Genomic DNA, 22,657 nt, shown 5'->3' with positions numbered 1-22,657 from the left:
ATTTACTGGATTGCTTCGAAAACTTCGTTTTCTCGCAATGACACGAAATTTGCGTTTGGATTATTTATACTCGTAGATTGCCACGAAACGGCTTACGCCGTTTCTCGCAATGACAATAGAAGGGATAAAATTTTAAATTTTGAAATTCTCTTTAAATTTTACTGAATTGCCTCAAAAACTTAGTTTTATAACAATGGCAGATTAGACAAATAAAATTTTCAGCCATAAAAAAAGGCGCCTTAAAAAAGGCGCCCAAGTATAGTATCAAAAAGCACTAATTATAGTAATGCTTCATAAATATCATCTAGAACGAACATTTTCTCTTCTAGCTCACCACGATAGAATAGCTCGAAAGTTTGCTCATACATATCAGCAAAGAAGCCTTCTTGTGATAGAGATAGGATTTTGCTATCTACGATTTCCATTAGATCGCGGTTGCCTTTTTGAGTGCCTACGCAGTTGAAAGCGATAGCTCCTATGCGTTTGATAGCAAGCTCAAATCTATCATCAACAAAAGGAATAGTAGCGATTGCTGTGATTTTTCTAGCATAGCCGTCAGCTTCGCCAGCTCTTAGCTTATCCAAGCACTCTTTTGATGTAGAGCAAGGGACTTGTTGGATTTGTGGTTCTTTATTAAGAGCAGTTTCAGCTGATGTGCCTGGGACAACTAGAACTCTTCTACCTCTTAAATCGCTTAGTCTTTGGACACCTAAATCTTTTTTAGTAACAACAGCATCCATTGTTGAAAGATAAGGCATAGAAAAGTCCATTGATTTCTCGCGCTCAGGTGTTCTTGAATAATTATGGATTAGCAAATCAACTCTGTTTTGAGTTACAGCGTCCATACGCTCAGCATCTTTAACAGCGACAAATTCTACCTTACCGCCGTCTCCTAAAATGGCTTTTGCTAGTTCTTTTGCCAACTCAATTTCAAAACCTTGAAATTTGCCACTTTTTGAAATAGAACTCATTGGAGCATCGTGCTCACCTACACCAATTCTTAGCGTATTGCTCGCTTTGATTTGTTCTAGTGTGTTAGCACCAGAAAAAGTCACTGCGCCTGCTAATGCCAAAAGACCTAAAAACTTTTTCATTTTAACTCCTTAAAAATAAAACCGAAAAATACCTAAAAAAAGTAAATAAAAAGACAATACGCGCCCATTTACCAAAATTTTAGATAAATTTGGAAACTTTAACCTAAAATTTTCAAGTGATTTTAATCTAATAAAACTTAAATTTTAAGAAAAAAAATCAAAATTTGCATTTTTCAAAAAAAAATTAAATTACACATTAAACCTAAAATGCATTACATCGCCATCATTTACTACATAATCCTTGCCTTCTAGGCGCATTTTTCCTGCCTCTTTTGCCCTACTTTCACCTCCATGCGCCACGAAATCATCGTAGCTAATCACCTCTGCACGGATAAAGCCACGCTCGAAATCATTATGTATCACGCTAGCTGCCTTTGGCGCTTTCCAGCCTTTGGTTATCGTCCATGCGCGCACTTCCATAACCCCAGCGGTAAAATAGCTTATCAAATTTAGCTTCGCAAAAGATCTTCTGATGATATTATCTAGTCCGCTTTCTTCTGCGCCTAGGCTTTGAAGCATTTCGTGCGCCTCATCATCACCTAGACCGATTAACTCCTCTTCAATTTTAGCGCAAAGCTTGATAACTTCGGCATTTCGCGCATTTGCATACTCTTTTACAGCTTTTACATACTCATTATCCTGCGCTATGCCGTCCTCATCGACATTTGCGCCATAAATCACCTCTTTTGCAGAAAGCAGGCGCAACTCTTTGTTTAGGCTCGCAAAGACTTCGCTGTCTTTGTCTGCAAAATTTGAAGCAGGTTTGCCTAAATTTAAATGCTCTAAAAGCTCATTTGCGAGTGCCAAGGCCTCTTTGGCGCCTTTGGCGTTTGCTTTGGCCTCTTTGTTTAGCCGCTCGATTTTTCTGCCTAGCTGCTCGATATCAGCTAAAACAAGCTCGGTTTCGATGATTTCGATATCGCGGATCGGATCGATACTGCCCTCTACATGCGTGATATTGCCGTCTTCGAAGCAACGCACGATATGCAAAATAATCTCAGCTTCACGGATATTTGAGAGAAATTTATTTCCCAAACCCTCGCCCTTGCTAGCACCCTTTACAAGTCCAGCGATATCGACAAATTCGATTGTCGAGTGCATGATACGCTCTGGATTTACGATTTTGGCTAGCTCATCAAGCCTAGTATCAGGCACTGGCACGATAGCCTTGTTTGGCTCGATTGTGCAAAACGGATAGTTTTGCGCTTGGGCATTTTGCGCCTTTGTTAGTGCATTAAAGGTGGTAGATTTGCCCACATTTGGCAAACCTACGATTCCAACAGAAAGCCCCATTAGCCCCTCTTTTCTAGCTCTTTTTGCAGAGCCATTAGGTAGTATAGATTTGCTCTAACTGCCGCACCTGTCGCGCCGAATTGGTTATATCCCCACGCTTTTTCGACATAGGCTGGGCCTGCGATATCGAGGTGGAGCCATTTGTCTTTAAATTCAGGTTTGATAAATTTATCAAGGAAAAGTCCCGCCGTGGTCGTGCCACCGTATCTGCTAGACGCTGTATTTGAGACATCTGCGATATTTGATTTGATAAGTTCTCGCAAATAATCATTAAATTCTAAAATCGTAAAAAGCTCGCCACTAGCTTTGGTTAAATTTTTAAATTTTAGCTTTAACTCTTCGTTATTTCCTAGAATTCCGCTTGTGTATTCGCCAAGTCCCACTACGCAAGCGCCTGTAAGTGTCGCCATATCGATTAGCAAATCAGGGTTTAAATCCTGAGCGTAGCTTAGACAATCAGCCAGCACTAGTCTGCCCTCTGCGTCTGTGTTTCGCACCTCGATACTCACGCCTGAGCGAGAGATTAGCACATCGTCTGGTTTGTAGGCGTTGCCACCTATCATATTTTCTGTCGCACCGATAATAGCGTGTATTTCAAAAGGCAAATCAAGCTCGGCAGCGCCTTTGATAATCGCCATAGCTGCAAGCGCGCCACTTTTGTCGGCTTTCATTGTCAGCATATAATCGCTCGGTTTTAGGCTAAGTCCGCCACTATCATAGGTCAAACCCTTGCCCACGAAAACGACCTTTTGAAGGCATTTTTCAGGTTTGTAGGTAAGGTGGATTAGGCGTGGGCGATGAGCTGAGGCGCGATTGACAGCCAAAAACGCGTTCATTTTCTCTTCTTCTAAAAATCTCTCATCATACACAGCTACGCTAACATCATCGTAGTTTGAAGCTAAAATTTCAGCCTCATCTGCCATTTTATGCGGAGTGTAAATTTCAGGGATTTCATTGACGCCGTTTTTGGCGAAATTCGCCGCGTCCGCCATAATAACACCAAATTTCACGCCACGACTAGCTTTATCGGCTTCTAGCGTAGAGCCTGTGTATGTGTCGCTAGCGATAAAAATTTCATTTAGAGTGTAGGATTTTTTTTCGCTTTTGTATTTGTTAAACTCATACGCGCCCAGCACTGCGCCCTCAGCCATAGCCATTGCGCTTTTTTTCGTGCAACCGCAATCATAAAATGCGATTTTAAAATTTGAAATTTTAAGATTTTTTAGCGTATTGTATGCCTGCGCTACGCCCACTCTCACGCGGTCGTATTCTAGGGCTTTTATGCCTACATATAGCCTTTTTTGCTCGCTTAAAAGCAAATTTCCCTCGCCTTTGTAATCAAAAAAATCAAATTTATCGCCGTCTTTGACAAAGCGGTGAGCTGTGTCGCCACCGACGATAAAAATCACCTCAAAATCCGCATTTATCGCGTCAAAATTTTGATTCAATAATGTTACTTTCATCTCTATCCTTTCTTAAATTTATAAAATGATTTTCTAATCTTGCAAAAATTTTATAAAACCCAAAGACAATTCCGGCAATCAGCGGTATCGCAAAATACCAGTATTGCTCGATCAAATTTATCGCTTGCCAAATTTGCTTGCCGAAATACCACGCAGGTATCATCGTCATGCTAGCCCATGCAATCGCACTCAAAAAATTGATAAATGCAAATTTTTTGGCACTATAACGGGTAATGCCAATACTCATCGGAATTATCATACGCAAACCATACATATATCGCTGGATAAATATCAAAATCCAGCCCCAACGCTGTAAAAGCAGGTGCGCGATAGCAAATTTACGGCGTTGGGTGGCGAGCTTTTTGCTAATGTAGTTTTTATTATACCTGCCGATATAAAAATAAAATTGATCGCCCGCAAACGCCCCACACGCCGCGACAAAAATGCCAAGCGGTAAATTTATATGCCCCTCGTGTGCCAAAATCCCGCCCAAAACTAGCGCGATTTCGCCCTCTAATGCGCACCACGCAAAAAGCACGATATAAGCGTATTGATGATACTGGGTTAGAATTTCTTTGAGCGTTTCTTCCAAACTAAGCCTCTAAAACACAATAAACTTTCGTTCTTGCTTCAAATTCGCCCAGATCGTTTAATGCGCGCAAATTTAGCAAAAAGCATGCTTCCACGCAATCAGCGTTTGTTTGTGCAATCAAATCAAGCGCGGCTTTGGCAGTGCCACCAGTAGCGATTAAATCGTCGATTAAAAGCACTCTGGCTTTGCGGTTTTGCGCGTTTGCGACTGCGTCAAAGGCATCGACATGCATTTCAACTTGATCGAAGCCGTATTCGAGAGAGTATTTTTGCGAAATGGTGATATATGGAAGTTTTTTTGGTTTGCGAATCGGCACGAAAGCTAAATTTAGCCTAGCCGCAAGTGCCGCACCAAAGATAAATCCCCTGCTTTCAATCCCTACGATATAATCAAGCTCGTAATCCTTGTAGCGATCTACGAGATGATCTAACAAAAAGCTAAATGCCTTTTTATCGCCCAAAAGTGTCGTTACATCGTAAAACAAAATCCCAGGTTTAGGGAAATCCTCGATAGTCCTTAATGATTTAAAAAGATAAGCTTTATCATCATTGCTTAAAGTTTTCATCCTCTATCCTTTAATAATTTTGCATTTTGCAATCTTAAATTTAACTTTTCTGCTTCGTCGCTTTGCAAGGCCTGTATGCTAAGCTCCAACGCAGATTTTAGCTTTTCTTGATTTTCTTTTAGTTTTGAAATTTCGTCTTCGCATTTTGCCAATTTATCGTAAATTTTCATATTTTTACGGATCGAAAGCACCAACAATACAGCCAAAACAAAGCTTAAAATTTCAAAAACCACTATCATATCTCGCCCTATTTTGCGCTCATATCGCAGGCAATCACGCCTAGCTTATTCACGCGTCTTTCGTGTCTGCCGCCACTAAAATTTGTGCTAAAAAATGTCTTTATCATATCCTCAATCTCGGCGATTCCTAACACTCTTGCGCCAAATGCAAGCACATTTGCGTTATTATGCTCCCTGCAAAGCCTAGCAGTTAAGCTATCGTGGCAAAGCGCGCAACGAATATGTGCGTGGCGGTTTGCCGCAATCGAAATCCCAATGCCTGTGCCACAAATTAAAATTCCATAAATTCCAAATTTTGTGCTATCTTCGCCGTTTTGCTCGCCGTTTGCGCTAGCTAAATTTTTGCTTTCAACCAAAATTTTATCAGCCAAAATTTTCGCGAAATCAGGATAATCCACGCTGATATTTTCGTCATTTGTGCCCAAATCTTCGAACTCATAGCCCAAATTTGCGATTATTTTTTTGACTTCTTCCTTCACAGCCGGTGAAGCGTGATCGCCCGCAATAAAAACCTTTTTTACCTGCATATTTTCCCTTTATTTTTGCTCATAAATCAAGCTCTCATCGCTTTGAAGCGTGTCGATGAAGCGCCCTATTCTCTCCCAGCGGATTTTTTTATCCGGGTCGATACTAAAATAAGTAAACCACGGCTTGCCTACGATCAAACGATACGGCACGGTGCCCCAATACCTGCTATCACCTGAGTTGTTGCGGTTATCGCCAATCATAAAAAATTCATCTTGCGGAACTTTGATATAAAATGCGTTAAATTTCACACTGCCGTATTCATAGACCTTCTCGCTCTCAGCCACCATTATAGGGCGCATTGCTAGGCTTTTGCGCTCCAAATTTCCAAGCATGCTTGCCCGCATGGCGTTTCTAAAATGCGGATTGTAGTTTATGCCTTTGAATTTATACGGCTCTTTTACATATTTTTGTCCGTTTAAGATGACAATATCGCTTTTATCGTAGTTTTGCTCTATAAATTCATCGCCCTCGTTTGGTCTGAGGTAGAAATTATCTAAATCAAAAATCACTTCATCTCCACCAACGGCGAAATTTCGCTTGACATAGTGAATTTTCTCATCTTTTGGATAGCGAAATACCACGATATCCCCACGAGCTGGGCGTTTGCCTTGGATTAAATGTCCGTCTGCGTCGCTATCAGGGGCTACTGGAACCTCGATAAATGGGATATGGGGTGTTGGTATTCCGTAGCTAAATTTTTTCACAAACAAAAAATCGCCCTCCAAAAGCGTAACTCTCATCGATCCGCTTGGAATCACAAAAGCTTGCGCCACAAAAAGTATGATAAAAAGCACAATGCAAATCGTGCCAACCCAGCTAGATGAAAAGCGATAAAGCGAACCTAAAAATTTCATTTATTTGCTTCTTTTTAGGCGGTTGCGCGCCGATGTGATTGTGTTTTGAAGTAGCATTGCGATTGTCATAGGACCCACGCCACCAGGAACTGGCGTGATAAACGAGCATTTAGGCGCGACTGCGTCGAAATCCACATCGCCAGTTAGTTTGCCGTTTTCTAGGCGGTTTATGCCTACATCAATGACCACTGCGCCATCTTTTACCATATCAGGGGTTACGAAATTTGGCTTTCCAATCGCTGCGACTAAGATATCAGCCTGCGAGCAAATTTCGGCTAAATTTTTGGTGCGAGAGTGTGTGATAGTAACGGTAGAATTCGCGTTTAAAAGCAAATTTGCCATAGGTTTGCCGACTATATTGCTTCTGCCAATTACCACAGCGTTTGCGCCGTTTGTTTCTATGCCGTATTCAGCCAAAAGTCGCATAATGCCAAGTGGCGTGCATGGCACAAAAGCCTCCAATCCGCTAACTAGCCTGCCGACATTTACAGCGTGAAATCCATCAACATCTTTGCTAGGATCGATTTTTTCTAAAATTTTATTTGTATCAATGTGTTTTGGAAGTGGAAGTTGGACAAGTATGCCATCGACATTTTCATCAGCATTAAGCTCATCAATTAGCTCTAATAGCGCAGTTTCGGTAGTTTGCGCGCTTAAATGATATGGGTAAGAATTTATCCCGCACGCTACGCACGCCTTTTCTTTGCTAGCCACATAAGTAGCACTAGCCTTGTCCTCGCCCACTAAAATCACCGCAAGCCCCGGAGTGACACCTTTCGCACTAAGCTCTTCGGCTGCGATTTTTACCTCTTCTTTGACCTTTGCGCTTATCGCTTTTCCGTCGATTAAAGTCATAAAAAACCTTTAAATAAAAATTTAAGCTTCAATTCTACCTTAAATTTAATAAAAATCAGATTTATTTTTAGGCTAAATTTGGGAATTTTAAGTGGAAATGGTAGTTAAAAACTACCATTGAAATTTATCTTTTTATATTTTTGTTTGCTTCTTGGGCTTTGATTACGGCGTCCATGCAGCCTGTGGTGCAACCAGCGCTATTTTGGTTGAAATTTGGCTCGATTTTTTTCTGCTCGATTGGCGCGCTCTCGCTCACGCCCGGCTCTTTTGTGCCAGCACAACCGATAAAAAACCCAACCACTAGGGCGCATAAAATTAACTTTTTCATAAATTCTCCTCTATTAAATTTAAATTATTCATTACGCAAAGTTTGCAAAACATCGACTTCGGTGGCCTTTTTGGCTGGATACCACGATGAGAGCGCTACTATTATCACAGCCCCTACCACGGTAGAAATCAAATCGCTTAGTGATAGCTCCATAGGCAGTTTGCTGCTTCCATAAACATCGGCTGGCAGGTCGATGATATCGAAATTTCCAAGCAACCAAACTCCAAAAAGCCCCAAAATAAGGCCAAAGATTATTCCGCTTCCGCCAATCGTCGCCCCAAGCGAGAAAAATGTCTTTTTCACCTCTTTTTTGCTCGCCCCAAGGCTAAGCAAAAGCGCGATTTCTTGGCGACGATTCATCACGGTCATCAAAAGCGAACTAACGATATTTAAGCTAGCCACTAAGATTATTAGCAAAAGCACCAAAAAAAGCGCCCGTTTTTCAAGCGCAAGGGCTGAGAAAAAGTTGCCGTTTTGTTGCCACCAGCCAACAGCGCGCGCGCTCGGCGGGAGGTTTTCTTTAATGATTTCTAAATCCTTAAATGGATCGTCCGAGAAAACATGCACCCCATCATATCGCCCCTCGTCATAGCCCAAAATTTTCGCTAAATCGCCCACGCTCGCGTAAGAATACGCCTTATCATAAGCAATCAAACCAGAATCAAAGCTAGCGCGCACTTCAAATCGCTTCATTTTTGGAATCAGCGCAAATCCGCCTGGGTCGTTTTTGGTAAAAATCATTGTGATTTTATCGCCCATATCCAGCATAAATTCGTCCTTTATGCCCTTGCCGACCATAATGCCAAATTCGCTCAAATTCGCGTCTTTCGCCCCCTGTGCGACAACTGAGTTTATTTGAATTTCATCAGCCAAATTTACGCCAAAGATTATCCCACCCTCTAATCTATCGCCGTTTTTGGCGATGACTTGCGAGCTGATATATGGGCTAAATTTTAAATTTGGGAAATCACCCTTTAAAATTTCGACATCATCGTTTGTGATACCGCCACGAAATTGGCTGTGTATCGTGATAGGATAGTTCATCGTAAAGAGTTTGCGTTGAAATTCTTTATCGAAACCGTTCATTATCGCCATTGCGATGATTAGCACCATTAGTCCAATACTCACGCCCAAAAACGCCAAAATCGCAGAAAGCGTGATAAATGGCTGGGATTTGTCGAAACGCAAATATTTAAAAAGTAGATATTTTATCAAAGTCTGCCCTGTGAATTTTGAAATTAGGCGTTTGCAAGTTACCTTGCAAAACCGCCTTTTTTAGGGCCACCTTTTCCGTGGCAGTCTTTGTATTTTTTACCGCTTCCGCATGGACATGGGTCGTTTCGTTTAGGTTTTTTCGCGCCTAGCGAAAATTCGCTATTTTCTGTGCTTTGGCTAGAATTTTCACTTGAATTTACGCTTTGGCTTGAATTTGAAATTTCATCTTCATTTGTGTTAGCTTCGTTTATTTCGTCCTGCGCTTCGCTACGCATTTGCTCTTGCATAGCCTCTCTTTCGGCGTCAATTTCTTCTTGGGTTTTGAAGCGAATTAGTTGCAAGGTGCGGATACTATCGCTTTTTAGGCGCAAAACAAGCTCCATAAAGAGATTGTAGCTTTCTTTTTTATACTCGGTTAGCGGGTCTTTGTGATTGTATCCCCTTAGTCCAATGCCCGTTTTTAGGATATCCATTTGGTATAAATGCTCTCTCCAATCGCGATCTACGATTTGCAAATAAAGCATTTTTTCGATCTCTTTGCGCTGAGCCTGATCGATTTGGCTCATTTTTTCCTCGTAAGAGTCTCGAAGTTGCTCTACAATCACGCTTTTTAGCTCGCCATAATCATTAGCGTTTTTCAAATTCGCCTCATTTAGCATCTCGCCAGTATCGTTTAAAATGCGGTTTATTATCGCCTCATAATCGAATTTTTCCTTCTCATCTCCGTCGAAAATCTCCAAATCATCTAGCACACTTGCGATATACTCTTCGCGGTTTTGCAAAATTTTGTCTTTTAGGTCAAATTCTTTATCCAAAAGCTCGTTTCGGTATTTATAAATCGTTTTTCTCTGCTCGTTTGCGACATCGTCGTATTCTAGGATATGTTTTCTAGCCTCGAAATGCAGGCTCTCGACCTTTTTTTGCGCATTTTCTACGGCACGAGAGACCATTTTAGACTCGATATGTTCGCCGTCTTGCAAACCCAAACGCTCCATAATATTTTTAATCTTATCGCTACCAAAAATTCGAAGCAAATTATCCTCTAAACTCAGATAAAATCTACTCTCGCCCGGATCGCCCTGGCGGCCTGAGCGACCGCGGAGCTGGTTGTCGATACGGCGGCTTTCGTGGCGTTCTGTGCCTAGGATATAAAGCCCGCCAAGCTCCCTGACTTCATCATTTATGCGGATATCTACACCACGACCCGCCATATTTGTAGCGATTGTTACAGCGCCCTTTGCACCGGCTTCGGCGATGATTTGTGCCTCTTTTTCGTGGTTTTTGGCATTTAGCACAGAGTGAGCGATTTTTTCTTTAACCAAAAGCTCGTGCAATAACTCTGATTTTTCGATCGACGCGGTGCCCACTAAGACTGGCTGACCTTTTTTGTTTAGCCTTTTTACTTCCTCGATTACGGCGTTAAATTTCTCACGCTCTGTTTTGTAAATTAAATCGTTTTGATCTAGTCTTTGCACTGGGATATTTGTAGGGATTGAAACGACCTCTAATTTATAAATTTGAGAAAACTCAGTCGCCTCAGTTTGGGCTGTGCCGGTCATGCCTGCTAGTTTTTCATACATTCTAAAATAGTTTTGAAATGTAATATCGGCTAGGGTTTGGCTCTCTTCTTGGATTTGCACGCCCTCTTTGGCTTCTAGGGCTTGGTGCAAGCCCTCGCTAAAACGACGCCCCTCGCTTAGTCTGCCTGTAAATTCATCTACGATGACGATCTGCCCATCGCGCACGACATAATTGACATCTTTTTTAAATATATAATTTGCTTTTAATGCTTGGTCTAAATAGTGGCTTAAAACGGCGTTTTCAAGCTTATATAGGTTATCTACGCCAAAGAGTTTTTCAGCCTTTGCGATACCTGCTTCGGTAATTAGCACGCTTTTGTTTTTTTCATCTAGAATAAAATCGCCAGTTGGCTTTTCTTTTGGATCATCTGGCGCCTGACCTTGCACCATTTGTTTGGCTACTTCGTTTGCTTTGACATAGCCATCAAGTGTGCGGTTTGTAGGGCCTGAGATGATTAGTGGAGTTCTAGCCTCGTCGATTAAGATACTATCGACTTCATCGACGATTACGAAATGATGACCTCTTTGCACTTTGTCTTCGCTGCTAAATTTCATATTATCACGCAAATAATCAAAGCCAAATTCGTTGTTTGTGCCGTAAGTTATGTCGCAAGCGTAAGCCTCTTTGCGCTTAGTATCGTTATACTCGCCACCGACTACTACGCCAACGCTAAGTCCTAAGAAATTATACAAAACGCCCATTTGCTCGGCGTCGCGTTTGGCTAGGTAGTCATTGACCGTAACGACATGCACGCCCTTGCCACTCATAGCATTTAAAACCACAGGAAGAGTTGCAACCAGCGTCTTTCCCTCGCCTGTTTTCATCTCAGCTATCGCGCCGTCGTTTAAAACCATACCGCCGATTAGCTGGACATCGAAATGGCGCATATTTAGCACCCTTTTTGAGGCCTCTCTGACGATAGCAAAAACATCATACAAAATTTTATCAGTTGTCGTTTCGCCCTTTTGGATTTGCTCTTTAAGTGCGTTAAATTCAGCCTTTAACGCCTCGTCATCGAGTGCTTCGTATTTTTTTTCTAGCGCGTTTATCTCTTTTGCGCGTTTTGCGTATTGTTTGACCACACGATTGTTTTTCGTGCCAAAAATCCCTCTAACTACTCTTTTAAACATTTCAAACCTTCATTTTAAAATTTTAACCGAACATATTACCATATTTTTAGTTTTTATTTAATTAAACTTAATAAAAACAGCTATAATAACGCAAAATTTTAAATTTAAAGAGGTTTGAGATATGAAAAAATCTGTTTTTGCATTGGCGTTTTGTGCTACCTTTTCGCTCGCAAATCCGCTCGAATTCGACACTCTAAGCGCAAATTTCACCCAAAGCGTCCAAAGCGAAGACGCCAAAATCAACTACACAGGCGATTTTAGCGCGACCAAAGAGCATGCCGTGTGGCACTACACAAGCCCTACGAAAAAAAATATATTTTTTAGCTTCACAAAGGTTACGGTCATAGAGCCTGATTTGGAGCAAGCTATCATCACAAATATCAAAGAAACGCCGAATTTAGTAGCAATTTTATCTGGCGCGAAACAAAACAAATCAGGCGCTTATGAGGCCGAACTTGACGGCGTGAAATACTTCATCACTACCCAAAACGACGCCCCTAGCCAGATCTCATACACCGACAAACTCGATAACAAAGTCGTGATAAATCTGCAAAGCGTGCGCAAAAACGAGAAAATAGACGAGAAAATTTTCGCGCCAAATATCCCTAATCACTACGACATAATCACGCAATAAAGGGCAGAAATGAGAATTTTATTCGTTTGTCATGGAAATATTTGTCGCTCGCCAATGGCGCAGGCCGTCATGGAAAATTTAGTAAAAATTCGCGGTTTGCAGGATAAAATTCATTGCGATTCCAAAGCCACTCACACCGATGAAATCGGCTCTGCGCCCTACTACGAAACCAAGCGAGTATTACGCGAAAAGGCCGTGCCTCTCATGGCTCATGTTGCCACGCAAATCACAAAAGCTGATCTTGAAAAATTTGATTTGATTTTATGTATGGACGAAGAAAATATGCGCTCATTAGCCCGAATTTTTGGGCTAAATTCGCCAAAAGTAAAATTCTTGCTCGAATTTGCGGTAGGCCAAAACGCGCCAAAATCGCAAAAAATCATCGCAGATCCATACTACACGCGCGATTTTGAGAGCTGTTATGACGATATCGCTAAATCGTGCGAAGCGCTAATGCAAAAAATAGAAAATTTAGAAAGCTTTTGATAAAATTGGCGCTTTAAATTTCAGCAAGGATAGAAATGTTTAGGTTTTTGATACTTCCGTATTTGGTGCTAGAAATGATAATCACATACCATTTTTTGCACGCAAACGGATTTGTGATTTTTGTCATCGAAGTCCTTGCCAGCACGATTTTGGGGCTATTTTTGATGACAAAACGCCCAATGGTAAATTTGGCAAATTTCGCCCGTATCACGCCAAAATATATTTTGAGTGAATTTGGCTTTGTCGCGGCTGGTTTTGCGCTATGCGTGCCACTCATACTCAGCGATATTTTGGGCGTTTGCTTGCTAGTAGCGGCGGTGATTTTATACCTGAAAAACCCCGCTTCCAAAAACGACACATTTTATCGAAACAGCAGCGATTATAGCGCACAAAACAGCGCCCATTACAGACCCAAAAACCACGCAAACGACGATATAATCGACGCTGAAATCATCGAAGAGAAAAAAGGAGAATAAATGCAAAATTTAATCATAGCCACCCGCGGAAGCGTGCTAGCTCTGTGGCAAAGCGAACACATAAAATCGCTAATCGAGCAAAAACACGGAGTTAAGGTCGAGCTAAAAAGCATGAAAACCAAGGGCGATAAAATTTTAGACACACCGCTTGCAAAAATCGGCGGCAAGGGGCTATTTACCAAAGAACTCGAAGAGTGTATGCTCCGAGGCGAAGCCCACCTAGCCGTGCATAGCCTAAAAGATGTGCCAGTTGTCTTTCCAGAGGGTCTAGTTTTGGCTGCAATCGGCGCTAGGGAAGACGAGAGAGACGCGATGATTAGCGAAAAATACGCTAAATTTAGCGACCTGCCAAATGGCGCTAAAATCGGCACCACAAGCCTTCGCCGCAAAATGCAACTTCTAAAAATGCGCCCTGATTTAGAGATTATTTCGCTTCGCGGAAATGTCCAAACACGCCTCAAAAAGCTAAAAGACGGCGAATTTGACGCGATAATTTTGGCAATGGCTGGGATAAATAGGCTAAATTTAAGAGCCGAAGTGGCGTATGTTTATACCTTCGAGCTCGATGAAATGGTGCCTGCAATGGGTCAAGGCGCACTAGGGATTGAGTGTGCCGACAAAAAAGAGTTGCTCGAAATTTTAAATTTCATAAACGACGAAAACAGCGTGCTTGCGACAAATTTAGAAAGGGCGTTTGTGGCGAGATTGGAGGGCGGTTGCCAAGTGCCAATCGGCGTAAATGCGCAAATCTCAGATGATAGCGTAATCGTGCGCGCGGTCGTGGGACTGCCTAATGGAAGCGAGTTTATCGAGGATAAACTCTGCCTTGCACGCGCAGGAATCGATGCGAAAATAGCGCAAAAAATCGGCGCAGATTTTGCCGATAAATTTATCGCCAAAGGGGCAAAAGAGCTTCTAGCCCGCGCCGAAACTATGGCGTAAATTTGCCTTTTATGCCTTGCGGTGGCGCAAATTCGCCATTGCAAGGCATAAATCTACAAAATTTTAAAATTTCAAATTCCACGAAACATTAAGCTTGAATTTTATTTTTGGACAATTTAAAAACAACTCGCAAGAGCGAGAACTTAACGCATAGTAGGGTTAAACATCCGTATCATACTCGCCACCAAAAATGGCTAAAAACAACGCAAAAACCAAAGAGCTGTATTTTTTATCGAAAGAAATAAGATGATAGAAATATCGGGGAAAGAGCCATAAATTCCGAAGAAATTTATCTAAAAATCAAAGGTAAAAACGCTAAATTTGCGCCAAAATTTAGCGCAAATTTTGATAATAATGTATAAATTTTGATTAATCGGCGCAGTGTTTTGGCAAAAATTCATAAATTTTAAAATTCTTTGCGGTGAATTTGCAAAAATACCGGCCTTAAATTTTTCACTCGTAGATTGCCACGAAACGGCTTACGCCGTTTCTCGCAATGACAATAAAAGGCGTAAAATTTTAAATTTATTTAACCTCTAAATTTATGATTATTTCGTTTTTGTTAAGCGAATTTTTGTGTAGTATAAAATACGCCGTGCCAAAAGCCAAAACGCTAATCACAAATGAAACTACCACGCCAAAATCACACACCACGCATAAAGCCACAAAGCAAATAGCACCAAGCACAAAGGCTTTAAACATAGTCCCGGCTGTGTTTTGCAAATACCAAGTAGCAACCAAAAGCGAAGCAATGATTATAAAAAACGCATACATGATAATCCTTTTTTATTTCTGAGATTTTATCAAAATTTGATAATAAAACAAACCAAAAGACCGAAACGCCAAATTCTAACGCAGGTGCGAGTGAGCCAAATATCGTAATCATAAATAGCGTGGATAATAGCGTAATGGAGGCTTGGGCGAACTCACGCGGTGGGACAAAAGTGATAAAAAATATAATTAAGGGTTAAAGGCACTCCATAAAAAGGCATTTGCATTTATAAATATCAAAATTTATAATATTATCTAATTCTAATGTGTCAAACACAAAAGTGGTGGCATAAGTGTTTTTTAAATCTACTAAATTCCCGCCTTTTTGGTATGCTTTTATAGTGATTATGGCATTAGCGTATAAATTCCCACTTATTTTAAGTGTATCAAACCCAAAATTTGGCGCATAATCGCGCTTAACAGCCTCATAAACCTCATGGAAGCTAATGCTGTCTTTGCCTATATATTCGCAGTTTTGTGGAGCGTTTAAAAATGGTTTTTTCTGCGTCATAGTATTAAAAACAAAAGGGGCTTTTTTCGCCTCTTTATACTCTGGGCTATGGATTAGACGAGTAGAACACCCCCAAAACAAAAGAGCTATTAAAATCAAAGTCAAATTTTTCATAAAATTCAAATTTCACCCTTTATCTTTTTAAGCCACTCATCTAGCGTTTTTTCGAAGCCAATTTGTTTGCTGTGGTAAAATTTCACTCTCGCGCTAGTATATTCTTGCGCCACCCAGCCGCCAAAATCGTGCGGATAGCGATATTGTGCGATTTCAGGCGCGGAGTTTATCAAGTAGCGAGGAGTTGGCAAAATCCCCCCCTCTCGCACAAATTTCAAAGCCTCGTTTATGGCGTTGTAAGCGGAGTTTGATTTGGGCGAGTGTGCCAAATACACTGCGCATTGTCCTAGTATTATGCGAGCTTCTGGGTAGCCGATTTTGCTGACTGCCAAAAGTGTATTAACCGCCATATTTAGGGCATTTGGATTGGCGTTGCCGATATCTTCGCTAGCTAGAATCACCATACGCCTAGCGATGAAATCAGCGCTCTCGCCAGCCTCGATTAGGCGCGCCACATAGTATAGGGCGGCGTCCGCGTCGCTTCCGCGCAGGCTTTTTATCATCGCGCTTGCTAGCTCGTAATGCGTATCGTCCGAGCTTACCCCCTGTGCGACGGCACTCGCGCGCAGTGTTTTTAGAGTATCGAGAGAGATTTTACTATCAGCCAAAATCGCAAATTCGAGCAAATTTAAAAGACTTCGCCCGTCCCCTGCGCTAGTGTGTATGAGATACTCTCTGGCATCATCATCACACGCGAAGCCCAGCTCGCCCTGCACCCGCTCAAAAAGCTCGCTCATTTCCTGCGCTCCCAAAGGCTCAAACTCGAAAATCATCGAGCGAGAGCGAATCCCAGAGCTTATGACAAACTGCGGATTTTCCGTGGTCGCGCCAATTATTATCGCTTCGTAATTTTCCATTGGGATTAAGAGGACCTCTTGCTGGGTTTTGCTAAGGCGATGAATTTCGTCGATAAAAATCAGCGGTTTGGCTAGCACGCCAGAGTGCGCAGATAGGATTTTGCGGATATCTTCGACTTTTAGGCTCGTGGCGTCAAGCTCGTAAAAATCGTAGTTCAGCTCGCTTGCGAGCACGCGCGCCATAGTGGTTTTGCCACACCCTGCCGCGCCGAAAAATATACTATGCGGAATTTTGCCAGAGGCGATAAATTTTTTAAAAAGCTCCACGATTTTTTTCTGACCTAGAATTTCATTTAAGCTTTTGGGACGAAATTTTAGCGCTAGACTTTGCATGATTAACCTTTGAAATTTAATGCGTGATTGTAGCGAAGTAAGGATAAATTTTAAGTTACACGCCAAATTTACGAAGCGCAAAGGCTTCGTAAGCTAGCGTTTGATGAGCTTAAAAATAAATGAAATCGCAAAAAGCACAAGAAAGACAAAAAACAGGATTTTCGCAATTCCTGCGCTTGTGCCAGCAATCCCGCCAAAGCCGAAAATTCCAGCCACGATTGCGATGATTAGGAAGATTATGGCGTATCTTAGCATTTTAGCCTCCATTAAAAATTTCGCCAAAGCGATTGGGAAATTTTAACTCTATTTGGTAATGAAATGATAAAGATTTGTGAAATTTTGAGCTACGAGCCAAATTTTGGCAAATAAAAAGGGAATTTAGCAAATTTGCCAAATTCCCTTTTTTTATCACAGGTTTTCGCACGGTTATGGTGAGCGAAAATATCAGCGTCTCAGCCTCAATGGCGGGCAAGGTAAAAACGGTGTCGCAAATGTTTGCCATAGGATTTTTGACAATGCAGTGGAGTGGCGGAAATTTCTTGCTATGGGTCGCAGTAGCACTCACGCTGTATTCGGGACTAGAATACATTTTAGCCTACGCAAAAAATCACAAAAATTAAAATTTAGCCCTGTGGGCTAAATTTTACTACAAATTAACATTTTAATTTTTACTTTTGAAATTCATAGTTTTAAAATATTGTAAATTCGACAAATTTGAAAGTGAATTTGCCGAATTTTATTTTAGCTATTTATTTGTTTAATTTCTTCTTTTTTAGGTAGAAAGCCTTCGTTTTGTAATGCGTTGCAAATTTTACCTTCATACTCTCTATATTCTGCGTTATGGCGTTCTATCCAGTTATTTTGTTCAATTACATCTTGCAATTTTATTTTATAATCATCGCTCTTGTAAGAACGAATGCTAAAAAGAACACCAAAGACAACGGCTCCGATAATACCATAAAAAATATTACCTGATATAAATAGTAACATAGTGGTTAAAAGAGAAATAATCGAAATTATCAATAATATTATTAATAATATGTTTGGTTTTTGCGGAATACTCTTTTTTTCTAAATAATTAGGAAACCAACTTGGTTCTGAATATTTTTTTGTAGCATTATCCAAACAATCAGCAATATAATAAACTCCGTCCCTAAAATAGCTCTCCACCACTACAAAATCGCCGTTTTTTAGGTGCATTGTATCGCTAATTAATTTAAACGAAGTATCGCCTATATCAAAAGTCCAAATCGTCTCACGGGTAGAATTTACTTTTACTTCGCCACCACTAACAGAAGTTTCGGCTTTTACGCCACTTCCAGTCAATGCCAAAAAATGACCATATCCCAGCCCAAACTGCGGACCTCCACCTGAAACCTTAGTATTTACTTCTATCGGAGTTCTACTGACTTGAAAATCTGTTACAATTTCCCTTTTGACATCTTCGATATATCCCCAAAAAAACATAAAAATCCTTTCGAAAAAAATTGTTTATTATACCCCCCCCCATTAAAATTTTCTGAAAATTTGGTGAATTAAAATAATTCTTAGAAATTTAAACATTTGTTTCAAATTTTACACTTAGTTTTTGGCGTATTTATTCCTTTTCACACAGATTGCTAATTTTGAGATTACGGGGCAGTATTTCGGGCTTGCGGCAGCGAAAATAGTATAAAAATAGCGTAAATTTAAGCAAACGAAAAAATTTTAAATAAAAAATTTAGATGAAATTTAAAAATATGCAAAATTTTACATTAAATTTTGCATATTTTGTAAAATTTGGCTAAATTAGTGCAAATTTAGCAAAAAACAAAATTTATTTCACAGGCAAGACATCATCGACATCGATTTCTACGCCGACTAAATCCTTATCCACCTCGCCGACTATGCGGATTTTGGTATCTGGACTCACGACTAGGCCGTTCCAGTCATCATCGTCGATATCGACGGTGATAGAGGCGCCACTTTTATCCACGAATAGATATTTATCGTCGTTATTTAGGCGTTTTTTGATATTTCCCACTAGGGTTACCTTCGTATCATCGCGCAAATCTTTCGCCTCTTTGACGCTAACTACGCGGTATGATTTGGCGCCGTATTCGACGAACTCACCCTTGCTACTGCCATCACCTCCGACAAAACCACCCTTTGCCAAGGCAAATGCGCAAACTGCGCTAAGGATTAGAAATTTTTTTACCATAATTCGCTCCTTTTAAGAAATTTTTTGTGTGATTTTACAATATTTGAATTAAACCTAAGTTTAACGAATTTTTTTAATTTTAAAATTTGAAATTTTATACATTTTCGAGGGGGCATGCTCACTAAATTTCTCATCTACGATGATATCTGCGATATCCCTAGCATACTCCTCGTCGAATTTCTCGCCGTGCAAATTCGCCGAGCTCGAATACATCGCGCCAAATTGTCGCAAAAATTTCGCATGCTCACAGCCTTGCACATAGCGAAGTGAAATTTGATTTGGGTAGATGAAGGTTGATTTTTTCGCCCTTCGCACGAGATTTTTAAATTTTTCTGGCACGCGCGCTATGGTTTTTAGCTCGTTTAAATTCGCCGTGGTCAGCACGCATGGGGTGTTTTTGGGGCGCATTTTCGCGCGGTTAATCTGCGTAAAGTCCTTGCTTAAAAATCCGGCTGTGGTGTCTGTCTGGGCTAGGTAAATCATAGCGGAAGTGAAATTTCGCCCGAAATTTGGGCGAAATTATTATTTGTAGTTTGCGATTGCGCGAGATAGGATTGCCTCGGCCTTGCTAGCGTCCTCAAAATCCTTGACCTTCACCCATTTGCCCGGCTCCAACGCCTTGTAAGTTTCAAAGAAATTTTTGATTCTATCAAGTGTGATTTTTGGCAAATCGCTTAGAGATTTGATATTGTCATATCTAGGGTCGATTTTGCTAACCGGCACGGCTAGGAGTTTTTCGTCCATTCCGCTTTCATCTTCCATAACCAAAACGCCGATTAAGCGGCATGGGATAACTGAGCCTGCTTGAAGCGGGTATTCATTTAGCACCAAAATATCCGCTGGATCGCCGTCATCAGCTAGTGTGTTTGGCACAAAGCCGTAGTTTGCAGGGTAAAACATCGCCGAATACATAACGCGATCGACGCAAACCGCACCGCTTTCTTTGTCGATTTCATATTTTATGTTTGAGCCGTATGGGATCTCGATTACGGCATTGATTTTATCAGGGTTTGAACCTACTTTGATTTTAGAAATATCCATTTTTTGTCCTTTTTATTAAATTTGTAAATTTACCACGCACTTATAGAAAATCCCGTGAAAACTCCGCCGCCGCCGCTGTTTCCTGCTGCGCTCACGGATTTTTTGGCTTCACAACCAGCGCAAAAAACCAAAACAGCGAAAACAGCGCAAATTCTAAGGCAAAATTTCATGCCAAATTTGGGGCTAAATTTCACAAGAATTCCCTAAATTTCACTCATTAGCCAATGATTTTTTTCGCTATTATATCGTTGATATCTTCGACGATTTCTTCGATTGTGCGTTCGCCATCAACTGAGTAAAAAATCTCTTTTTTGCCGTAAAATTCGCGGATTGCGCCGATTGGTTCGTTGAAGACTTTCATGCGGTTATAAAAGACTTGCTCGTTATCATCAGCTCCCCTTGCACGACCCAAAACGCGCTCTTTGGCTGTGTTTTCGCTGACAGCTACTTCGATTACTGCGCTAAGCTCGATCTCATCATCGCTTTTTAAAACTTCGTCGAGTTTTGTCATTTGCTCCACGCTTCGTGGGTAGCCATCGATAATGATAAAATCTTTTGGCGAGCTTTTAATCGCAGAAGTTATCGTGCCTACAACCACTTCAAGCGGGACTAAATTTCCAGCTGAGATAAAGCTGTCGATTGTTTTGCCTAGTTCGCTACCGCTTGCTACCTCTGCGCGAAGCAAATCGCCAGTAGAGTAGTGAGCGATACTCTCGTTGTTTTGCGCGATCAAGCTAGCGTCTGTGGTTTTGCCACTGCCCGGTGCGCCGATGATTAAAAATAGATTTTTCATTTTTTATCCTTTAAATTTATTCTAAGTCCCAATTCTTGGAGCTGTTCGCTGCTAACCTCGCTTGGAGCCTTTGTCATAGGGCATTGCGCTCTTTGAGTTTTAGGGAAGGCGATGACATCTCTAATGCTACTTGATTTAGTTACTAACATCATAAGTCTGTCAAATCCAATAGCAATGCCCCCGTGTGGTGGCGCACCAAAGCTAAGCGCGTCAAGCAAGAAGCCGAATTTTTCTCTTTGCTCGTCTGGCTCGATTTTAAGTAGTTTGAAAACCTTTTCTTGGATATCAGCTTTGTGGATTCTGATACTTCCACCACCAAGCTCGACGCCATTTAGCACGACATCGTAAGCGATAGAGGTGATTTCTTCCATATCTGGTTCATCGACATTGTTTGGCATAGTAAATGGGTGGTGCATAGCCGAGTAGCTTCCGTCGTCGTTTTGCTCGAACATTGGGAAATTTACAACCCACAAAAATTCGAGTTTGTTCTCGTCGATAATGCCAAGCTCGTTTGCAAGGAAAAGTCTAAATCTACCCATATAATCAAGCACGATTTTTTTCTTTCCAGCGCCGAAAAATACGACATCGCCGACTTTTAGGTTACAGCGAGCGACTAGCTCATTTACATCTGCTTCATCGAAAAATTTAACCAAAGGTCCTTTTAGTCCGTCTTCTTTGACTTGGATAAAGGCTAGACCTTGTGCGCCAAATTTACGCACATATTCTTCAAATCTTTGCATTTGGCGTTTGCTAAATTTCAAATCTCCACCCTCGACTACAAGGGCTTTTACGCGGTTTTTCTTAGTATCTTTTGCGATATTAGCGAAAATTTCATTATTTGAACGCGCGAAAATATCAGCCACATCAATAAATGGCATACCAAAGCGAAGATCTGGCTTGTCGCTACCGTAATTCTCCATAGCGTCTTTGTATTCCATTACGCGAAATGGAGTTGGAATATCGTGACCACAAGCAGCGAAAATATCTTTCAAAAATGTCTCAGCGACCTTCATTACATCATTTTGATCGCAAAAGCTCATCTCGACATCGATTTGTGTAAATTCTGGCTGGCGATCTGCGCGCAAATCCTCATCGCGGAAGCATTTTGCCACTTGGAAATATCTATCAAATCCAGAGCACATTAAAAGCTGTTTGAAAAGCTGTGGGCTTTGCGGAAGCGCATAAAAGCTACCCGGATAAACGCGACTAGGCACCAAATAATCCCTCGCACCCTCTGGCGTAGCGCGAGTTAGCACAGGGGTTTCAACCTCGACAAAACCAAGTCTATCAAGCGCATTTCGCGCCGCAATAGCCGCTTTTGAACGCATTGCAAAGCGCTCAAATTTATCGCTCGTCCTTAAATCCAAAAATCTGTATTTTAGGCGAATTTCCTCATTTACATTTTCATCACCGATGACAAATGGTAGCGCACGGCTCGGATTTTCGATGATTAGCTCATCGACTACGATTTCAATCTCTCCGGTTTTTAAATTTGGGTTTTCCAAACCCTCGCCTCTGGCGCGCACTTTTCCGTTTGCGCGCAAAACATATTCGTTTCTGACATCGTTTGCTATTTCGTAAGCGCTTTTGCTATCTTTTGGATCGCATACTAGCTGTAAAAGTCCGCTTCTATCGCGCAAATCGATGAAAATAACGCCACCATGGTCGCGGTAAGAATTCACCCAACCACAAACGCTAACATTTTCGCCGATATTTGCTTTGCTTAGATCGGTGCAATAATGACTTCGCAATGTGTTCTCCT

The 22,657-nt window shown here is 41.2% G+C and carries 27 protein-coding genes and 1 pseudogene; 5 read left to right on the top strand and 23 right to left on the bottom strand.

The annotated features are described in order from the left end of the window. Window positions 1–278: 278 nt before the first annotated feature. The 12 genes from OFO07_RS01645 to secA all read right to left on the bottom strand — a co-directional run bounded on the left by OFO07_RS01645 (window position 279) and on the right by secA (window position 11,737). A complete protein-coding gene (locus tag OFO07_RS01645) occupies window positions 279–1,055 on the bottom strand; it encodes a transporter substrate-binding domain-containing protein (RefSeq protein WP_270870701.1) in 777 nt (258 codons plus the stop codon). 228 nt (window positions 1,056–1,283) lie between these two features. Then, complete coding sequence (ychF, locus tag OFO07_RS01640) at window positions 1,284–2,387, bottom strand: redox-regulated ATPase YchF (RefSeq protein ID WP_270858831.1); 1,104 nt, start codon at window positions 2,385–2,387, stop codon at window positions 1,284–1,286. Beyond that, a complete protein-coding gene (locus OFO07_RS01635) occupies window positions 2,387–3,850 on the bottom strand; it encodes a leucyl aminopeptidase (protein WP_270870700.1) in 1,464 nt (487 codons plus the stop codon). The genes ychF and OFO07_RS01635 overlap by 1 nt, the downstream gene beginning before the upstream one ends. After that, window positions 3,819–4,442, bottom strand: a complete 624-nt coding sequence (locus OFO07_RS01630) for a DedA family protein (protein WP_270864996.1) — start codon at window positions 4,440–4,442, stop codon at window positions 3,819–3,821. Before OFO07_RS01630 ends, OFO07_RS01635 begins: the two co-directional genes overlap by 32 nt. Before the next feature lies 1 nt (window position 4,443). After that, complete coding sequence (gene apt / locus OFO07_RS01625; protein WP_270864995.1) at window positions 4,444–5,007, bottom strand: adenine phosphoribosyltransferase; 564 nt, start codon at window positions 5,005–5,007, stop codon at window positions 4,444–4,446. Further along, window positions 5,004–5,246: a hypothetical protein gene (locus tag OFO07_RS01620; RefSeq protein WP_270858827.1), complete on the bottom strand. Its 243-nt coding sequence runs from the start codon at window positions 5,244–5,246 to the stop codon at window positions 5,004–5,006. Before OFO07_RS01620 ends, apt begins: the two co-directional genes overlap by 4 nt. A gap of 8 nt (window positions 5,247–5,254) precedes the next feature. Next, window positions 5,255–5,773 carry an RpiB/LacA/LacB family sugar-phosphate isomerase gene (locus tag OFO07_RS01615; RefSeq protein WP_270870699.1) on the bottom strand — a complete coding sequence of 173 codons (519 nt, stop codon included), beginning with the start codon at window positions 5,771–5,773 and terminating at the stop codon, window positions 5,255–5,257. A 9-nt stretch (window positions 5,774–5,782) separates the two neighbouring features. After that, on the bottom strand, window positions 5,783–6,628 hold the full coding sequence (lepB, locus tag OFO07_RS01610; protein WP_270870698.1) for a signal peptidase I: 846 nt from the start codon (window positions 6,626–6,628) through the stop codon (window positions 5,783–5,785). Then, on the bottom strand, window positions 6,629–7,483 hold the full coding sequence (gene folD, locus OFO07_RS01605; protein ID WP_270870697.1) for a bifunctional methylenetetrahydrofolate dehydrogenase/methenyltetrahydrofolate cyclohydrolase FolD: 855 nt from the start codon (window positions 7,481–7,483) through the stop codon (window positions 6,629–6,631). A gap of 124 nt (window positions 7,484–7,607) precedes the next feature. Beyond that, window positions 7,608–7,811 (bottom strand): hypothetical protein, encoded by a 204-nt coding sequence (locus tag OFO07_RS01600; RefSeq protein ID WP_270870696.1) that lies wholly within the window; start codon window positions 7,809–7,811, stop codon window positions 7,608–7,610. A 24-nt stretch (window positions 7,812–7,835) separates the two neighbouring features. Next, window positions 7,836–9,026 (bottom strand): ABC transporter permease, encoded by a 1,191-nt coding sequence (locus tag OFO07_RS01595; protein WP_270870695.1) that lies wholly within the window; start codon window positions 9,024–9,026, stop codon window positions 7,836–7,838. 38 nt (window positions 9,027–9,064) lie between these two features. Continuing rightward, the gene (gene secA / locus OFO07_RS01590; RefSeq protein WP_270870694.1) at window positions 9,065–11,737 is read right to left on the bottom strand and encodes a preprotein translocase subunit SecA; all 2,673 of its coding nucleotides are present in this window, start codon (window positions 11,735–11,737) and stop codon (window positions 9,065–9,067) included. Window positions 11,738–11,858: 121 nt separating this feature from the next. On the opposite strand from secA, the gene lolA reads away from it, so the two are divergent. The 4 genes from lolA to hemC are packed head-to-tail and all read left to right on the top strand — an operon-like array spanning window position 11,859 to window position 14,275. Next, entirely contained in the window at window positions 11,859–12,371 is a 513-nt protein-coding gene (lolA, locus tag OFO07_RS01585; protein ID WP_270858820.1) for a LolA-like outer membrane lipoprotein chaperone, read from the top strand. A gap of 9 nt (window positions 12,372–12,380) precedes the next feature. Then, the gene (locus OFO07_RS01580) at window positions 12,381–12,857 is read left to right on the top strand and encodes a low molecular weight protein-tyrosine-phosphatase (protein WP_270870693.1); all 477 of its coding nucleotides are present in this window, start codon (window positions 12,381–12,383) and stop codon (window positions 12,855–12,857) included. Window positions 12,858–12,892: 35 nt separating this feature from the next. After that, window positions 12,893–13,333: an FxsA family protein gene (locus tag OFO07_RS01575; protein ID WP_270858818.1), complete on the top strand. Its 441-nt coding sequence runs from the start codon at window positions 12,893–12,895 to the stop codon at window positions 13,331–13,333. Continuing rightward, entirely contained in the window at window positions 13,334–14,275 is a 942-nt protein-coding gene (gene hemC, locus OFO07_RS01570; RefSeq protein ID WP_270870692.1) for a hydroxymethylbilane synthase, read from the top strand. It abuts the gene before it with no gap. Window positions 14,276–14,800: 525 nt separating this feature from the next. On the opposite strand, the gene OFO07_RS01565 is transcribed toward hemC, so the two are convergent. The 4 genes from OFO07_RS01565 to OFO07_RS01550 all read right to left on the bottom strand — a co-directional run bounded on the left by OFO07_RS01565 (window position 14,801) and on the right by OFO07_RS01550 (window position 17,128). After that, window positions 14,801–15,049: a hypothetical protein gene (locus OFO07_RS01565; RefSeq protein WP_270870691.1), complete on the bottom strand. Its 249-nt coding sequence runs from the start codon at window positions 15,047–15,049 to the stop codon at window positions 14,801–14,803. A gap of 193 nt (window positions 15,050–15,242) precedes the next feature. Then, entirely contained in the window at window positions 15,243–15,671 is a 429-nt protein-coding gene (locus OFO07_RS01560) for a hypothetical protein (RefSeq protein WP_270870690.1), read from the bottom strand. A gap of 5 nt (window positions 15,672–15,676) precedes the next feature. Then, window positions 15,677–16,861 (bottom strand): replication-associated recombination protein A, encoded by a 1,185-nt coding sequence (locus OFO07_RS01555; protein ID WP_270870689.1) that lies wholly within the window; start codon window positions 16,859–16,861, stop codon window positions 15,677–15,679. 93 nt (window positions 16,862–16,954) lie between these two features. Beyond that, window positions 16,955–17,128 (bottom strand): DUF1328 domain-containing protein, encoded by a 174-nt coding sequence (locus OFO07_RS01550; RefSeq protein WP_442867994.1) that lies wholly within the window; start codon window positions 17,126–17,128, stop codon window positions 16,955–16,957. Between the two features lie 134 nt (window positions 17,129–17,262). Here OFO07_RS01550 and OFO07_RS01545 point away from each other — a divergent pair. After that, window positions 17,263–17,481: pseudogene (locus tag OFO07_RS01545) on the top strand (CDP-alcohol phosphatidyltransferase family protein); the annotation flags it as partial. Between the two features lie 121 nt (window positions 17,482–17,602). On the opposite strand, the gene OFO07_RS01540 reads toward OFO07_RS01545, so the two are convergent. The 7 genes from OFO07_RS01540 to aspS all read right to left on the bottom strand — a co-directional run bounded on the left by OFO07_RS01540 (window position 17,603) and on the right by aspS (window position 22,646). After that, window positions 17,603–18,328: a hypothetical protein gene (locus OFO07_RS01540; protein WP_270870688.1), complete on the bottom strand. Its 726-nt coding sequence runs from the start codon at window positions 18,326–18,328 to the stop codon at window positions 17,603–17,605. Between the two features lie 349 nt (window positions 18,329–18,677). Then, window positions 18,678–19,061: a YgiW/YdeI family stress tolerance OB fold protein gene (locus OFO07_RS01535; protein WP_270862482.1), complete on the bottom strand. Its 384-nt coding sequence runs from the start codon at window positions 19,059–19,061 to the stop codon at window positions 18,678–18,680. 60 nt (window positions 19,062–19,121) lie between these two features. Continuing rightward, window positions 19,122–19,544, bottom strand: a complete 423-nt coding sequence (locus OFO07_RS01530; RefSeq protein WP_270870687.1) for a Sua5 YciO YrdC YwlC family protein — start codon at window positions 19,542–19,544, stop codon at window positions 19,122–19,124. 39 nt (window positions 19,545–19,583) lie between these two features. Next, window positions 19,584–20,102 carry an inorganic diphosphatase gene (gene ppa / locus OFO07_RS01525; protein WP_270870686.1) on the bottom strand — a complete coding sequence of 173 codons (519 nt, stop codon included), beginning with the start codon at window positions 20,100–20,102 and terminating at the stop codon, window positions 19,584–19,586. A 29-nt stretch (window positions 20,103–20,131) separates the two neighbouring features. Next, window positions 20,132–20,296: a hypothetical protein gene (locus tag OFO07_RS01520; protein WP_270858807.1), complete on the bottom strand. Its 165-nt coding sequence runs from the start codon at window positions 20,294–20,296 to the stop codon at window positions 20,132–20,134. Between the two features lie 23 nt (window positions 20,297–20,319). Further along, window positions 20,320–20,895, bottom strand: coding sequence for an adenylate kinase (locus OFO07_RS01515; protein ID WP_270858806.1), 576 nt, complete (start codon window positions 20,893–20,895; stop codon window positions 20,320–20,322). After that, complete coding sequence (gene aspS, locus OFO07_RS01510) at window positions 20,892–22,646, bottom strand: aspartate--tRNA ligase (RefSeq protein WP_270870685.1); 1,755 nt, start codon at window positions 22,644–22,646, stop codon at window positions 20,892–20,894. The genes OFO07_RS01515 and aspS overlap by 4 nt, the downstream gene beginning before the upstream one ends. Between the last annotated feature and the right edge of the window lie 11 nt (window positions 22,647–22,657).

This window comes from Campylobacter sp. JMF_06 NA1 (genome assembly GCF_027737785.1).
Classification (GTDB): Bacteria; Campylobacterota; Campylobacteria; order Campylobacterales; family Campylobacteraceae; genus Campylobacter_B.
The sequence above is the reverse complement of the archived record's forward strand: the minus strand, read 5'-3'. Positions and strand labels throughout refer to the sequence as shown.

What these genes read in the sequence shown, in the direction of transcription:
- OFO07_RS01600 (WP_270870696.1), bottom strand. Translation starts at nt 7,811, where the DNA reads ATGAAAAAGTTAATTTTATGCGCCCTAGTGGTTGGGTTTTTTATCGGT.
- OFO07_RS01620 (WP_270858827.1), bottom strand. Translation starts at nt 5,246, where the DNA reads ATGATAGTGGTTTTTGAAATTTTAAGCTTTGTTTTGGCTGTATTGTTG.
- ychF (WP_270858831.1), bottom strand. Translation starts at nt 2,387, where the DNA reads ATGGGGCTTTCTGTTGGAATCGTAGGTTTGCCAAATGTGGGCAAATCT.
- secA (WP_270870694.1), bottom strand. Translation starts at nt 11,737, where the DNA reads ATGTTTAAAAGAGTAGTTAGAGGGATTTTTGGCACGAAAAACAATCGT.
- OFO07_RS01565 (WP_270870691.1), bottom strand. Translation starts at nt 15,049, where the DNA reads ATGTATGCGTTTTTTATAATCATTGCTTCGCTTTTGGTTGCTACTTGG.
- OFO07_RS01550 (WP_442867994.1), bottom strand. Translation starts at nt 17,128, where the DNA reads ATGGAGGCTAAAATGCTAAGATACGCCATAATCTTCCTAATCATCGCA.
- lepB (WP_270870698.1), bottom strand. Translation starts at nt 6,628, where the DNA reads ATGAAATTTTTAGGTTCGCTTTATCGCTTTTCATCTAGCTGGGTTGGC.
- OFO07_RS01575 (WP_270858818.1), top strand. Translation starts at nt 12,893, where the DNA reads ATGTTTAGGTTTTTGATACTTCCGTATTTGGTGCTAGAAATGATAATC.
- OFO07_RS01515 (WP_270858806.1), bottom strand. Translation starts at nt 20,895, where the DNA reads ATGAAAAATCTATTTTTAATCATCGGCGCACCGGGCAGTGGCAAAACC.
- apt (WP_270864995.1), bottom strand. Translation starts at nt 5,007, where the DNA reads ATGAAAACTTTAAGCAATGATGATAAAGCTTATCTTTTTAAATCATTA.
- ppa (WP_270870686.1), bottom strand. Translation starts at nt 20,102, where the DNA reads ATGGATATTTCTAAAATCAAAGTAGGTTCAAACCCTGATAAAATCAAT.
- lolA (WP_270858820.1), top strand. Translation starts at nt 11,859, where the DNA reads ATGAAAAAATCTGTTTTTGCATTGGCGTTTTGTGCTACCTTTTCGCTC.
- OFO07_RS01555 (WP_270870689.1), bottom strand. Translation starts at nt 16,861, where the DNA reads ATGCAAAGTCTAGCGCTAAAATTTCGTCCCAAAAGCTTAAATGAAATT.
- OFO07_RS01560 (WP_270870690.1), bottom strand. Translation starts at nt 15,671, where the DNA reads ATGAAAAATTTGACTTTGATTTTAATAGCTCTTTTGTTTTGGGGGTGT.
- OFO07_RS01615 (WP_270870699.1), bottom strand. Translation starts at nt 5,773, where the DNA reads ATGCAGGTAAAAAAGGTTTTTATTGCGGGCGATCACGCTTCACCGGCT.
- OFO07_RS01535 (WP_270862482.1), bottom strand. Translation starts at nt 19,061, where the DNA reads ATGGTAAAAAAATTTCTAATCCTTAGCGCAGTTTGCGCATTTGCCTTG.
- OFO07_RS01540 (WP_270870688.1), bottom strand. Translation starts at nt 18,328, where the DNA reads ATGTTTTTTTGGGGATATATCGAAGATGTCAAAAGGGAAATTGTAACA.
- folD (WP_270870697.1), bottom strand. Translation starts at nt 7,483, where the DNA reads ATGACTTTAATCGACGGAAAAGCGATAAGCGCAAAGGTCAAAGAAGAG.
- OFO07_RS01580 (WP_270870693.1), top strand. Translation starts at nt 12,381, where the DNA reads ATGAGAATTTTATTCGTTTGTCATGGAAATATTTGTCGCTCGCCAATG.
- OFO07_RS01635 (WP_270870700.1), bottom strand. Translation starts at nt 3,850, where the DNA reads ATGAAAGTAACATTATTGAATCAAAATTTTGACGCGATAAATGCGGAT.
- OFO07_RS01530 (WP_270870687.1), bottom strand. Translation starts at nt 19,544, where the DNA reads ATGATTTACCTAGCCCAGACAGACACCACAGCCGGATTTTTAAGCAAG.
- hemC (WP_270870692.1), top strand. Translation starts at nt 13,334, where the DNA reads ATGCAAAATTTAATCATAGCCACCCGCGGAAGCGTGCTAGCTCTGTGG.